The 14,094-nt window shown below is 33.9% G+C and carries 15 protein-coding genes and 2 pseudogenes; 3 read left to right on the plus strand and 14 right to left on the minus strand.

Features of this window, described 5'->3' with window-relative positions; translation table 11 throughout:
* Nucleotides 1-105: 105 nt before the first annotated feature.
* The 6 genes and pseudogenes from ILS93_RS04435 to ILS93_RS04460 form a co-directional block, all read right to left on the minus strand.
* Entirely contained in the window at nt 106-240 is a 135-nt protein-coding gene (locus ILS93_RS04435) for a BA3454 family stress response protein (protein WP_000573513.1), read from the minus strand.
* Between the two features lie 30 nt (nt 241-270).
* Nucleotides 271-666 carry a transcriptional regulator SpxA gene (gene spxA / locus ILS93_RS04440; protein ID WP_000236196.1) on the minus strand — a complete coding sequence of 132 codons (396 nt, stop codon included), beginning with the start codon at nt 664-666 and terminating at the stop codon, nt 271-273.
* Nucleotides 667-1,199: 533 nt separating this feature from the next.
* Nucleotides 1,200-1,766, minus strand: a complete 567-nt coding sequence (locus tag ILS93_RS04445) for an SGNH/GDSL hydrolase family protein (protein WP_064475893.1) — start codon at nt 1,764-1,766, stop codon at nt 1,200-1,202.
* A gap of 16 nt (nt 1,767-1,782) precedes the next feature.
* Nucleotides 1,783-2,607: pseudogene (locus ILS93_RS04450) on the minus strand (MBL fold metallo-hydrolase).
* 28 nt (nt 2,608-2,635) lie between these two features.
* Nucleotides 2,636-3,193 carry a DUF7010 family protein gene (locus ILS93_RS04455; protein ID WP_098102709.1) on the minus strand — a complete coding sequence of 186 codons (558 nt, stop codon included), beginning with the start codon at nt 3,191-3,193 and terminating at the stop codon, nt 2,636-2,638.
* A gap of 27 nt (nt 3,194-3,220) precedes the next feature.
* Entirely contained in the window at nt 3,221-4,060 is an 840-nt protein-coding gene (locus ILS93_RS04460; RefSeq protein ID WP_098102714.1) for a phosphotransferase family protein, read from the minus strand.
* 176 nt (nt 4,061-4,236) lie between these two features.
* Between ILS93_RS04460 and ILS93_RS04465 the strand changes: the two genes are divergently transcribed.
* Entirely contained in the window at nt 4,237-4,446 is a 210-nt protein-coding gene (locus tag ILS93_RS04465) for a hypothetical protein (protein WP_000801653.1), read from the plus strand.
* Nucleotides 4,447-4,481: 35 nt separating this feature from the next.
* Here the strand turns inward: ILS93_RS04465 and ILS93_RS04470 are convergent, their stop codons facing one another.
* From ILS93_RS04470 to ILS93_RS04495, 6 genes are all read right to left on the minus strand, one after another.
* Nucleotides 4,482-5,381: a PhzF family phenazine biosynthesis isomerase gene (locus tag ILS93_RS04470; protein WP_098102710.1), complete on the minus strand. Its 900-nt coding sequence runs from the start codon at nt 5,379-5,381 to the stop codon at nt 4,482-4,484.
* A gap of 11 nt (nt 5,382-5,392) precedes the next feature.
* Nucleotides 5,393-6,169, minus strand: a complete 777-nt coding sequence (locus ILS93_RS04475; RefSeq protein WP_098102711.1) for a GNAT family N-acetyltransferase — start codon at nt 6,167-6,169, stop codon at nt 5,393-5,395.
* Nucleotides 6,163-6,867, minus strand: a complete 705-nt coding sequence (locus ILS93_RS04480) for an SDR family NAD(P)-dependent oxidoreductase (RefSeq protein ID WP_064475899.1) — start codon at nt 6,865-6,867, stop codon at nt 6,163-6,165. Before ILS93_RS04480 ends, ILS93_RS04475 begins: the two co-directional genes overlap by 7 nt.
* On the minus strand, nt 6,864-7,427 hold the full coding sequence (locus tag ILS93_RS04485; RefSeq protein ID WP_222660053.1) for a GNAT family N-acetyltransferase: 564 nt from the start codon (nt 7,425-7,427) through the stop codon (nt 6,864-6,866). The genes ILS93_RS04480 and ILS93_RS04485 overlap by 4 nt, the downstream gene beginning before the upstream one ends.
* A gap of 144 nt (nt 7,428-7,571) precedes the next feature.
* Nucleotides 7,572-9,074: a class I adenylate-forming enzyme family protein gene (locus ILS93_RS04490; protein WP_064475901.1), complete on the minus strand. Its 1,503-nt coding sequence runs from the start codon at nt 9,072-9,074 to the stop codon at nt 7,572-7,574.
* A gap of 133 nt (nt 9,075-9,207) precedes the next feature.
* Nucleotides 9,208-9,741: an NAD(P)H-dependent oxidoreductase gene (locus tag ILS93_RS04495; protein WP_142315044.1), complete on the minus strand. Its 534-nt coding sequence runs from the start codon at nt 9,739-9,741 to the stop codon at nt 9,208-9,210.
* 124 nt (nt 9,742-9,865) lie between these two features.
* On the opposite strand from ILS93_RS04495, the gene ILS93_RS04500 reads away from it, so the two are divergent.
* Nucleotides 9,866-10,189 carry a winged helix-turn-helix transcriptional regulator gene (locus ILS93_RS04500; protein WP_064475902.1) on the plus strand — a complete coding sequence of 108 codons (324 nt, stop codon included), beginning with the start codon at nt 9,866-9,868 and terminating at the stop codon, nt 10,187-10,189.
* Nucleotides 10,190-11,364: 1,175 nt separating this feature from the next.
* Here ILS93_RS04500 and ILS93_RS04505 read toward each other — a convergent pair.
* The gene (locus ILS93_RS04505) at nt 11,365-11,535 is read right to left on the minus strand and encodes a hypothetical protein (RefSeq protein WP_179876817.1); all 171 of its coding nucleotides are present in this window, start codon (nt 11,533-11,535) and stop codon (nt 11,365-11,367) included.
* Between the two features lie 214 nt (nt 11,536-11,749).
* On the opposite strand from ILS93_RS04505, the gene ILS93_RS04510 reads away from it, so the two are divergent.
* A complete protein-coding gene (locus ILS93_RS04510; protein ID WP_064475903.1) occupies nt 11,750-13,201 on the plus strand; it encodes an FAD-dependent oxidoreductase in 1,452 nt (483 codons plus the stop codon).
* Nucleotides 13,202-13,431: 230 nt separating this feature from the next.
* Here ILS93_RS04510 and ILS93_RS04515 read toward each other — a convergent pair.
* Nucleotides 13,432-13,811 (minus strand): annotated as a pseudogene (locus tag ILS93_RS04515) (hypothetical protein).
* Nucleotides 13,812-14,094: the final 283 nt, after the last annotated feature.

A 14,094-nucleotide genomic window follows, 5' to 3' on the forward strand; every position in this document is an offset into this window, starting at 1 on the left:
ATATATAAGAAGCATGCTTAGCATGAAAAATTAAATCCCTTTATATTCTATCAGAACTCCCCTATATCTCCTAACTTCATTTAGCTTTTTAAGTTGCAACTAAATTTAAACAGTCCACTGTTTCTTAACTTGTTCTTCTGCCAATTGTTTAATTTTTGTCCAAATCGTATCTTTACTCACAATAACATTTGTATGATAGTTTCTATCTTTATAATTAACTGTAACACATACTTCAATCACTTCTGTTTCCTCCTTTCAAAATATTACTTATTAATTAGCCATTTTTTGCAATTCAATATTCAAAAATGTTCGAACGCTACGCGGTAAAAATTTGCGAATTTCTTCCTCGTTAAAACCAACCTGTAATCTTTTTTCGTCCAGCATAATTGGACGACGTAACATTTGAGGATACTCAATTATTAATTTATAAAACTCATTAAGCGAAAGCGCCTCAATATTTATATTTAATTCCTGAAAAGTTTTAGATCTAGTTGAAATAATTTCAGTAGCACCATCTTCAGTTAAACGAAGAATGGATTTAAGTTCATCAACTGTAAGCGAATTTGATACGATATTTTTTTCGGTATAATCAATTTGATGTTCTTCAAGCCATGCTTTTGCTTTTCGGCATGAACTACAGCTTGCTGTCGTATATAAAATCACCATATTTTACACACTCCTTTACTTTTTAAAATTATTATATAGATTATTGAAATGTATTAAAAAAAATTACAGTTTAGAATGAAATACACGTTATATTATTTATTCGACAATATTTAATTTATCTGTTTTTTACAAACGATGGTAACTCACTTCTAAAAACTATACTGTAATTTTAAACTTTACAGTTTGATTAATCAACTGTTAAGTCTTGGATGCATTCCATTAGCGGACCAAATCATTTTCTTTTGTACGAATGTCTCATAGTTTTACGGCTAACCACCTCTTTAAAGTACATTTTATCCCGCTATTTGAGTGCACCGCCTCAAAATTTGGCAAGAACAAAAAAGTTAGGTCGAAGTCAGGCTCCCCATAATAACTCGATTGGTGCGATCTACTTATATTTCACTTTATTCATTTCATTTTTACATGTGCTACTATGAAATATATTTAGCATATTAAACGCTACTGCATTGAACACAGCAGCATTGTAGGAGGAAATACGCGAGCAAAAAAGCAAAGCGCGCACACTTTGCTTCTTACAAAATCCCTTTTAACTTTTTACCAATTAACTCCGCTAAATATTCATAACCTTGTCGTCCAAAATGTAAACCGTCTTTTTCATCATCTTCTACAAATCTTTTATAATGAGGCTCTTGAATCATTTCAGCATATAAATTTAGAAAATAACTTCCTGTTTCCTTTGCCACTTCCTCTACTACGTCTGCATACTGACCAAGTACTTTATTGGTTCTATTATGCTGGCGTTCTTCATCAACTGGCGCAGGACTAATAAGTAATACTTTTTCTGGTGAAATCATACTTATAATCTTCTCTAGATTGTCTTTGTATACTTGTAATGGTACTGGATCAAATAATACCGAATCATTCGTACCAAGAAAAACTGTGACAAAATCTGGTTTATGTGATAGTACATCATCTTCAACCCTATGTAACGCATCGAACGTATTATCACCCGGAACCCCCGCATTTACCACCTTCCAATTTGGAAACATCTCTTGCAAACGCGGTGTTAATCTCGGCGTTCCATCAAAAAACGTTTCATCAGCTGTAATACTATCACCGAAGCATACTAACGTTTTCATAGAGCTAATTCTCCTTTTACGTACGAAATAACTTTCCTTCTACCGCCTTAATATATCTTTCAGCAGAACGTTCCACTGCCTCATTTGCATTTTCTTTCACTACTCCGTGAAAAGCATTATATAAACGATTAAATTGTAATGGCTTCACTCGATTCGCCATTTCTTCCACTTTTCTCGCCGGTAATGGAATTAAGTTCGGATAGCTGTACATGAAACTCACCCACTGCTGATCCGCTACAACTTGAATAATATCACCTGTTAATAAAATACCTTTCCCATCATTTCCTTCTTCCCAATGTAATACAGAACCGCCGCTAAAATGTCCTCCGAGACGATGAATAGTAATTCCGTCCGCTAATTGTAAAGACTCACCAGACCAGTAAATAATACGACTACTCGGGCGTACTACCCACTCTTTATCGTCTTCATGTATATAAATTGGTACATTAAACGTTTCTGCCCATTCTACTTGCGTTGAATAATAATGAGGATGAGATAGTGCGATCGCATCTAACCCGCCCCACTCTTTTATCTTCTCAATTGTCGTTTCATCTAAATAAGTAATGCAATCCCATAATCAACGATAGGAATCCGTTTTTACGACAAATGCTGTTTGACCGATCGCAAATTTCGGTTTTGTCGTAATGCTATAAAGTCTATGCTCTTCTTCTATCATTTCATTTTTATATGTATCAATCGTTCGCAAGTTTTCTAAAGTCGTCCAACACTGCCCTTTCAGATTCACATATTGTCGCTCCTCATCACAAATAACACAACTTACCGGTTCTTCCACACCCGCTGCATACTGTACGCCGCACGTTGTACAAACGAAATTTTTCATAATAATTCCCCCTATCCCTATATTTTTATTAAGCTGATTTTTGTTGATAATGATCTATTTTTTTATTTTCAATTACTAAACCTATTAGAGTTAGTAAGTAGACAACTGTAACTGACACTGGAATTACAGTAAATCCATTGTCAGCAAAAAGAATCCCGCAAACTGACGTTACGAATACGGTCCCTACTGACAGTAAACCATAACTTTTACTTTCATAAATCCATACGTACGGTACAAAATGAACACCTATTAACATCGCTACTACAAAAGGTAACCACTCTGGAAATTGAAAATAGGCAAGTAACACAAACGGAATATTTAATACATTTATCCCGCCAATTAATCCAGCTAAAGTCCCTAGCGGATTCCCCTTCGCAAACATGTCAATTTTTAATACGGCAGCTATCATTAAGCCACAAGGAAACACACAACCCATACCAATTAAATACACCCACACAACTTGCTTTTCTGAAAGAAAAACACCCGTTATACTCGCTATAACCCAAAATAAAATACCAGCTATTATAACTGGAAATCCTTTTTTCGTTCTTTGTGCTAAATCTCGTTTTGCTTCTGCTATGTTCATTTCACTATCTCCCCCAAACTATTTGTACTATAATGCCGGCTCAATTTCGCCCATCCAATAACGCCAAGCTACTAAATAATCTTCTAAATCTTTCGGGTGGTGTCTTACACATGTATCTATACGCAAATATAATCCTATGACTATTTCTTCGTATAAATCTCGTTCTGTTTTATGAAATACACATTGTTTCATCACATAATCAATCGTTTCTTTTGTTATATCTTCTGGAGTTGAACAGAACGCGTAAATTAAATCATATAAAGGATCTCCTAAAACAGGTAACGGATCAATTACCCCATGTAACCTATTCTCTCGAAATATAAAATTATGAAATCCGAAATCACCATGTAATAAAAAGGGCTGATTTACTCCGGCACCCCTATTTGCTAGTTTTAGAACAATTCTATAATCTTCCTCACTTATGTAACGTCTTACATTTTCATAAGCTTCCATCACATTTGTCGTTAAAAATTCATTCCAAGTTTGAACCGGACTCTCTTTCCATCCCCAGCCTTCTGCCTCTGGAACCATTTTATACTTATTGATAACTTCTTTTACAAGTGTACGAAGCGTACTTCGTTTATATCCTTGTTCGCACGAAGTATTACCTTCAAGGAAAGAATACACGAAATATGTATGTAAAGGTTCCTTATACAAAAGCTTTGAAAATAAAGTATTCCCCTCATAAAAAGAAAGAAAATTAGCTTCTTCACGTATTACTTCCGCTTCATTCAGCTTTACTACATATTTTTCGTCCAACAAATATACAGTACTTGTCGTTCCTCCGTTCAACACTTTTACGCTATTTGGATCATGTGAAATAACTTTCTCCTTAACTAGTTGTGCAGCAATTATTGAAATGTCCATTCCCTCACCATTTAATTCCGAAGATTCCCTCAATTCAAAAGACAACTTTACTATTATTTGACAAACGGATAGGAAACCCCTTCCAAAATCTTAATATAACAAAAAATCATTTACTTTTATATTTCAAAAATAAGGAAATACTAACAACAACGTTACATACCTATTAGGAGGACAATATGAAACCTGAATTTTTAAAAGCAGTACATGATGCCATTGGAAATGTCGAACACATTCATATAGAAGAAAGCGGTGCTGACAGCTTACTTATCCATCATGATGATGCACAGCAGTTACAACAAGTCGCTAAAACATTAGAAAACAACAATTTCCGCTCTGCTTTAAGAACGACTGGAGATGCTTCGTATATTGAAGTGTTGAACAGATAACGTAAAGCCCTGGCTATATGCCGGGCTTTCTTCTTTTATATTGAAACTTCAAACTCATTCACATACACCGCGGTTCCAGCAATATCTATTTGTAATCTCTTATTTTCTCCATCTTTCGTTACATATACGGTTACACGACCATCTTTATTCATTTCCTGTCCTTGTTCAACGATTAACTCCATTTCATGGTCAAAATCTTTCTCCACATACATCGCATAGTACGCTCCCATCACACCTGAAGCCGTTCCTGTCACTGGATCTTCAATCGTTCCCGCATAAGCCAATGAGAAATGGCGCCCATGCATTTGTGCCTGCTCATCATAAGTTTCTAAACAAACTGGATGAATAGAAGCGTTAGGTATTTCTTTTAATACCGATGGAAACACTTCATTGTTAGGCTTCATCTTCTCACATACATCTAGATTTTTCACCGGTACAATTACAGTCCAGTTCCCCGTACTTCCATATACAATCGGTAAACTTACATCTAAATCCTTTACGTCCAAACCAATGCTATGAGCTAATTCACCTTTTGAACCTGCAAAATCTTTAAACTGAGGTGCTGCCTGCCTCATTTTAATAAAGGCTTCTCCCTTATCATTTACATCTATTTGTATTGGTAAAATTCCTGCCTTCGTTTCAATCGTAAAATTTGTTTTCTCTTCTAATAAACCTCTTTCACGCAAGGCAAATATTGTCCCAACTGTCCCATGACCACATACATCCATTTCAAAACGAGGTGTAAAATAGCGCATTCTTATATCTGCTACTTCTGAAGAAAGAACGAAAGACGTTTCGTTAAATCCAACTTTTTCAGCAATATGCTGCATCTCCTCTTCCATTAATCCATCTGCCTCTAATACAACACCTGCTGGATTACCCATATTTGGTCTATTCGTAAATGCGTCGTAATGAAATACGTTTATGTTCTTCATTTTCTTTTCTCCTAACCTTCTTTAAAAATTTTATAATAAAGCTCTATCTCCGTTTTCACCGAACAATTATTTCTCCAAAATATCTTCTGCATCTTTTCATTTGAAGTATGTGTGCTTCCGATGTAATAAGTAGCACCCATTTCCTTTAACATATGTAACGATTGAAGATGCAGTTGGGAAGAGATTCCTTTCCCACGATAATGAGGCATTACCCCAAAGTAAAATAATCGTCCTTCATTTTCCGTTCCAGACTCTATATGCGGTATGGACAAACCAATTGGATCATTTTCATTATAAAAAACAATGCATGACTTTTCCCAACCTTTACCTATCTCCGTTTGCACTGAATAAAAATGCTCATCAATATTTAAAATTGAAGTTTGATTTCCTGAATCCGCCATACATTGCTCCCAAATGCATTTAAATTCTTTTTCCGATAACGTCTCTTCTATTGAACCGTATGTAAATCGTTTGTTAAGCGCCTCTACATTGTCTAACCCTCTACACACTTCTATCTTTGCTGCATGTAAAGAAAAATCCGCATCAAGTAACACCCTCGCACTTGAGTTATAACTACTAAACCTTTTGTTTAATACAATACTCGCTCTTTTTAACTCCCAGTTAAAACAAATTTCTTCAAATCTACTTATCTTCTCTTTATAAGTTTGTACGTTATAAAAAATATCTTCTTCTATCTCTTCAATCGTTACTGCATTTGGTAAACCATTTAATACTTTTTTTGAAGGACCAAATAAACTTTGAACAACTGTAAGATCGTACTTCACCACTTCAATTCCCCTACACCCGGCTCAATAAACTTCCCTGAAACATCCTCATTTGAATCGATTACCCAATCAAATATATTTTGCGCTCCTTCAGCCGGAGTCATATTCGCATCAAAGGCACCAATGTCAGTCTTTAATTTCCCAGGATGAATTGCCGTTACACGAATTCCTTTATTCTCAAACTCTTGTTGTAAGCAGAGTGTTAACATATTTTGTGCAGCTTTAGCAATTCGATAGGAATATGAGAACTGACCTTGCGGAAATTCTTTGTTCGCCATTTTATGTAATGATCCTAATCGAGAGGACACATTTATTATTCTCGGATGATCCGATTTAGCTAAAGCCACATAGGTACCTTTTACAGCTCGAATTACACCTAAGCAATGAATATTAAATAAGTCTGTTAACTCTTCTGAATTCGTATGTAAAATCTCAGTCTCCTTTCCAGTAATTCCAGCGTTATTTATAACTAGATCAATATGCTCCGTATATTCCTTAAGCTGGTTCTTAATTCGCTCCGTACTCTCATCAATCGATAAGTCTGCCATTATAGGAAAACATCTACAACTAAACATTTGCTTCAATTGCGTAACCGCAACCTCAGTTCTAACTAACGGATAAACGATATGCCCATGTTCATGAAATACTTTTACTAACTGTAACCCTAATCCACGATTTCCACCTGTAATTAGAACTCTCATTTTTCCATCTCCTTATTTTTAAAATAAATAAGAAAATCCATCCACTTACCATTCTCTAAAGAAAACGCCTCTCTCTTGCATTCAAAAGAAAAACCTGCTCGTTCCGCAAGACGAATGGATGGCTCATTATCAACATGTATATGTAATTCAATTCTATGAAAATGATGACTATTAAAAAATAACGATAACGCAGCTTTCACACTTTCCATGCCATATCCATTTTTCCAGTATTGATTATGTATGGAATAGCCCATCATCGCCCATTGATAGTCCATACGTAAAATTTTTATTAGCTCTAGCTTTCCAATATTAGCCCCATCTTCTTTACGAAAAATACCTAATACATACATCTCATCTCGATGCGCTGCTTCATCAAAACCTCTTATCCATTCCGTGAACCATTCTTTTGTTGAAGACGACATATCATGATAGCCATCATCGTATTTATACTGAGCTGGTAACCGCATTCGAAATCCATCTAACCAACTTTCATAATCATTTTTTTGGAACTGACGAATCATAAGTCTCTCTGTCTCTACTTGTAATAGCGGCAGCTTCATTTATATCTCTTCCTTTAATTAATGATTGAATATTCTTTATTATCTTACAAGAAATACAAAATCTAGTAAATTATTATGTTCTTTACAAGTAAAAATCCAGTCATGCTCACTGCATAACTGGATTTCTCATCATCTAATAACTTTTTATTTTACAAGTACATCTTCCCTTAATTCCCTCTTCAACACTTTCCCTAAAGCATTTTTCGGTAATTTTTCCATAAATACAACTTCGGGTATTTTATAACTTGCTAATTTCCCTTTACAATGCTGTATAATTTCTTCTTCCGTTAAAGACGTTTGCATGTCTTTTACAATGTACGCTGTCGGAATCTCTCCCCAAAAGTCATCTGAAACCCCAACTACTGCAACTTCTAAAACACCATGTATTTCATGAATAACATCTTCTACTTGATCTGGATATACGTTGTCACCACCGCGTATGATAACGTCTTTATATCTTCCCATAATATGCAGGAATCCGTCATCATCTATCATGCCAGCATCGCCCATGTTAAACCAACTATCTTTTACTACCTTCTTTGTCGCCTTTTCATTATTCCAATACCCTTTAAACATGTATGGACTTCTTACATGAATCTCTCCAATTTCATTTGTTGTTAGTTCATCACCTGTTTCTGGATGAACAATTTTCAGCTCTACATGTTTCAGTGTTTTCCCTACAGAAGACATCTTTTCTTTTCCCATCATTGGATGCCATGAAGTTACAACCCAACCTTCTGTACTCCCATATCCTTGCACCATATATATTCCTTTTTCCATATATTTTTGAATGAGGGTTTCTGGCACTTTTGTACCACCACTTTGCGCTACTTTAAAAGTTGAAATGTTTCGTTCCTTTTTATTTAGCTCATCCAGCATGTAGCTATAAACAGCTGGGAACGCAAGCATCGTCGTAATTTTCTCTTCTTCAATCTTATCCCAAATTAGAGTAGGATTCGAATCAGCTAAGAAAATCATCGTAACACCATGATAAATACAATTTAAAATAGAAAGCACGCCACTCATATGAAATAATGGATGCACGGATAAAAAGCGTTCACCTGCAGGAAATTCTCTTTGCCCCGCAATTTCAGTAAAATAATGATGTAAGTTTTTATGTCCAATTACACATGCTTTTGCCTGTCCAGTCGTTCCTGAAGTAAATAAGTAAATCGCATCATCATCTTCATGAACTTCTACGTTCGGCTCTGTACTTGGCTGTTCTTGTAATGTTAATTCAAACGAACCAAAACCTTCTTCTGTCGTTTTCATTACATAAGGAATTTCTTTAACAGCATCAATCTTTAATAAAACTTCACTAAATTCTTCATCAATAACTAACACTTTTAATTTCGCTTCTTTTACAATCGTTTCTAGTTCATAAACAGTAAGCTGATGATTTAGCGGAATACATACCGCTCCAATTTTTAAACTTGCCATCATAACGCTTGGAAACAGGTGATTATTTTTGCATAGTATTCCTATACGATCGCCTCTTTGCACACCATTATGTAACAAATAATGTGCAAGCTGATTTACTCGTTCATTATACTGCTGAAACGAATACCGTTTCTCTCCGCCTACAAGCGCTTCCAAATTTGGTGATTGCATTGCTCTTTTTTGTAATAATTTTTGCATCGTTCTCAAGTAAAACTCCCCTTTATATATGTTAGGTTTTTTATTTTACCAGATTAACTATTAATTTACTAAAGATTACACTTAGTGAATATAAATTCACTAAAAATAGCCATCTACTTAACAAGTAAATGGCTATTGCCTCTTATATATTAGAATACTCCTTATTCATCACATAGCGCACATACTCCGGTGCACTTTTATCAATCTCTTCATCACTTAATTTATATTCGGCACCATATAAATAAAATGAAGGTATAAATTTCATATCTGTATATAAGCAAGTAGCTTGAAATGGTTTCGTTAACTCATCCATTGTAATTCCGCTATTTTCATAGTCTTTTTCTAATCCACCTATAGAAATAGCTACACCAAACTCTTTTTCCTTCACTTTATCCCCTTTTGATCCGTACGCAAATCCATATGTTAATACATCGTCAAACCATTTTTTCAATAATGGTGGTGAGCTGTACCAGTAGAGTGGAAATTGAAATATATATCGGTCGTGTTCTACTAACAACTTTTGTTCCTCTTCCACATTAAACTCCCAATTCGGTGCCACTTTATACAATTCATGCACCGTAATTTCATCCGAATATTTCTCAATTTCTTCAATCCATCTTTTATTAATTTTTGATTTTTCAATATCAGGATGTGCTACAATTACAAGTGTTTTCATCATCTTCCATCCCCTTTATAAATTAATCAACCCTTTACGTATTAGTATGAATGAGTCACATATAATTGAAAAGTACGTACTTTAAAGTGCTATAGGAACCTTAAAGTACCTGTGGAGGTGTTATATGAATCAAAATGAAGACTGCCCAATTGCAACGACACTCGATGTAATCGGCGGAAAATGGAAAGTTCATATTTTATGTGTTTTGATGGATGGAAAAATGCGAACAAATGAAATCCGAAGAGAAATCTCAAACATTACGCAAAAAGTTCTGACTCAACAACTTCGGCAACTTGAAGCTGATGGGATTATCCATCGTACTGTATATCAAGAAGTACCACCAAAGGTTGAGTACACAATAAGCGAATACGGGAAATCTTTAATGCAAATTATGGATGAACTATGTGAATGGGGAAAAGATCATCAAATGAAAAGATTACATGACTAACAGAACATTACCATCTTTATTAAATCTGATACATTCATATTAGTAGTTCAATATTTCTATTGAAATTTTATATTAGAGGTACTCCAACAACTCGTAATTTAGAACCTCAAATCTTTCAAAAGTAAAAAACAATAACATTCATCTATAAATACTCTTTATAACAAAAGTATCCTATACTTTTTACCTTATATTTAACTCGGACACTTTTTATTAATTGAACCGCATCCTAGTTGTTAGACATACAGTCGACAATTTGAGATGTGGTTTTATTATGACTAGAAAAATACGGGTTATCTCATAGTCATAGTAAAACATCATCACTGCATTTAACACTATATATATATTGATCACCGCTAATCCTTTAAAATATCCCCTTATGAATGTATCCTTTTGCGAATTATAGCAATAACAGATATAAATTACCGGTATAATAATCTGAAGTGGAATATGCACAAATATCAGGACTTTCTACAATCCTATTTCTACATGCTCCATATAATTAACAGCAATCATAAGTGATAGATGGACTACAATTGTGTCCTGTTTTCGGAATTCACTTCATATAAAGGAACATCTTGAATAATGATTATTTTAATACCACTCTTTTCTTAACTGTCGCTCTAGTAACTGGTCGATGGGGTTTCTTTTTTGGGAGCTTAATGGCTAGTTTTATTAGTCGGATAACAGCTCTCATCAACTTTAAAAATTATGACTGCAGACAAAATACTTTGCAAAGAGTGCCTGTACAAGACGTTTTTTTACATAGACTTACCAAATAGCGTTTTTATTAAAAAACTTCTCACATTTAAATTGGACAAGCATATTTTATTGTATGGGGACTCCCTACTCATAGAAAACTACCTTTCTATTCTAAGAGCACGCATATTTGTGTGCTCTTACATTATTTACAATAAAATAAAGAGTTTATTAATTTTCTTAATTCACTATCGGAAAAGTACCCATAATAATATCTTTATATTTATCTATTGTTTTTTGATTTTTATAAAACTATATTATTTTGGAGTTGGTTAATACGTTACAAAAAACTGGCCGTGTAATCATTATGGTCCCTCCATTTTCACAAGTGTTTGTTACATTTTACTCATCATCAGGAGAACTTCTTTCATCACAAGTCTTATCTAATACCTCTCCACATCCTGTATCAATGTATGCACTTAATGAAATTGAAAGCGAATTATTTGAAGTCGAGTTAAAACCACTACTACTTCATTAAAACTACGAATAGCGGAAAGACCTTTACAACTCCCACATGGAACTACAACAGTAGCATTTTTAGCAAAAATAGCACAAGCAGAAGAAGCTGCAGCTTTTAATGCAAACGCCATTACATATCAATGCTACCCAATGGCTACTGCTGTAGACACGCTATATAGCTTTAACTACACACTTACTATGTAGACTTCTCCTAGGAACTTCATTTTAGTTTCTAAGGAAACTAAAATGAAGTATACTTATATATGTACAATAGATAGCATTTATAAATCTATTTACAATTTTTCACATTAGCTCTTAAACAATTAAATAAATGGAGGGCATGATATGGACAATTATTATGATGTAGCGGTAGTTGGTGGTGGTCCAGTTGGACTTATGGCAGCATGTGAATTAGCTATCCAAGGCGTAAAAGTTGTTGTTTTAGAGAGAAGATTAGACAGGGTACGAAATTCTAGAGCACTCACACTACACCCCCGCTCCTTAGAATTGATGGCTATGAGAGGTATTGCAGATAGATTTTTAGCTAGAGGAAAGAAATTAAATACAAGTCATTTTGCTGCCTTAGATACAAGATTAAACTTTAAAAATTTAAATACTGATTTTCCATATACACTTTTTATTCCCCAATCTATTACAGAAGAAATATTAGAAGAACATGCATTAGAATTAGGTGTAGTCATTAAACGCGGGCATACTCTGAAAGACTTAAAACAATATGAAACATTCGTACAACTAAAAATAGAACAAAGAGAAACAATATATAAAATAGAAGTTCCATATGTAATAGGAGCTGATGGAGCAAGAAGTATAGTTCGTGAATTATCAAATATACCGTTTAATGGAACAAACACAACAACTACTGCTATATTAGGTGATGTTATTTTAGAAGATATACCAGATACTCCATTTTTATCTACTTCTAATATAAATGGGATATTAATGATGGTACCTATTAAACCTGATGTATTTCGTTTTGCAATTGTTGATCCTAAAAATCAGACAATACCTGTTCATGTTGCTGTTACAAAAAAAGAGTTTATAGATAGTATTTATAGTATTACAGGTGAACATCTTCAAATTAAGAGCACAATATGGCTTTCTCGTTTTGGTAATGCAACCAAACTAGCAAATACTTATCAACATAAGCGTGTATTCTTAGCAGGGGATGCAGCACATATTCATTTCCCTGCTGGAGGACAAGGTTTAAATGTAGGTCTACAAGATGCTTTTAATATAGGCTGGAAATTAGGACTCGCAATAAAACAAAAAAAATATGAAAGCCTATTAGAAAGTTATCATATTGAAAGACATGCTGTGGGAAAACAATTTTTCAAGGAAGTACAAGCGCAAGAACAATTAATGATAAACTTTTCAAACGCAGGAATGGAATTAAGGGATTTATTTTCGCACCTACTTACATACCCCGAGATAAATCACGATTTATCTGAAAGAGTAAGTGGCTTAGGGATAATGTATTCGTCGATGCACGATACAGAAAGGCATCCATTGATAGGAAAAAGATGTACAAATCTCACTATTTCTTCTCTAAATAAGAAAAGTTATAGACTCTTTGAATTAATGCAGGATGGTAAATTTATCTTATTAATACACCCTTCTTATATAGATAAGATAAATAAAATAAATATTGATTCACACATAAAGGTGATAGTAGGAGAAATACAAGATCCCAAGTTAAAAAATATAGATACCGTTTTGATTCGACCGGATGGTCACATAGCCGACATTGAGTATAACAAGGTAGATAATTGCGAATAGTCCAGAAAAATGATTATCAATTGTATTAGTGATATAAGATAAATTCACTTTTATAAAACGAAGAGAATCCTATTTATTTAGGACTCTCTTCGTTTTGCCCATCTCACTATTTATAAAAACATATCTACAGGGGAAGAAACACTACATTTACAGTTAACTATAAAATCCCGTTCCAAAGGACTACCCAAAACTCCCCACCTATATACTCTCATGATCATAAATATTTGTCTCTATTTCATATAAAGTATTATAAGCATCCATAAAGATAAAGCACCAAGGATAGCAAGCACTATACGAGTAGATAGTACCCTTACTTCGAAATCGGTTTTCTTGGATGGTTCAGGATATGCAATTACATAAATCCCTTTTAATAGTGCGAGCCATGCAATCAGTGTAATGAGTCCCTGCCAATTAAGTGTCCAAACATTATGCAGGATAACAGTACCTAATCCTAGGAAAATTGATAGAAAGCCATACATAATTCCAAATCCTCTGTCTTCTACCACTAATTTTTTCAGTTCACGTAGTACAGATGGTCGCACAAAAAGTATTCCTGTGATGATAACCGTTACCCATCCCCAAAAAAACCTAAAAAAAGGCTTACCTCCATTGTTATTCCACTCCTTTCAATTACATTTATATTTCAGTTATTTTCCCTTTAGTATTAGATCTATAGATGAAAAAACTAAAAATGTAACTTTGGAGTAAAGTCGTACTCTTTATAAAATATTTCATGTGTACATAAATAATCCTTCACCTTACTAATTTTTAATAAAATAATATTAAATTTAACAAGGTGAAGATCATACAATATTATTAAATAAATAAAATAAGCTAATTAAGAAGTATAACAAATTAATAACCAGTCTACATACAACTTATGTTAGTAAGAA

Source organism: Bacillus sp. 16GRE42 (genome assembly GCF_019837435.1).
Lineage (GTDB): Bacteria > Bacillota > Bacilli > Bacillales > Bacillaceae_G > Bacillus_A > Bacillus_A wiedmannii.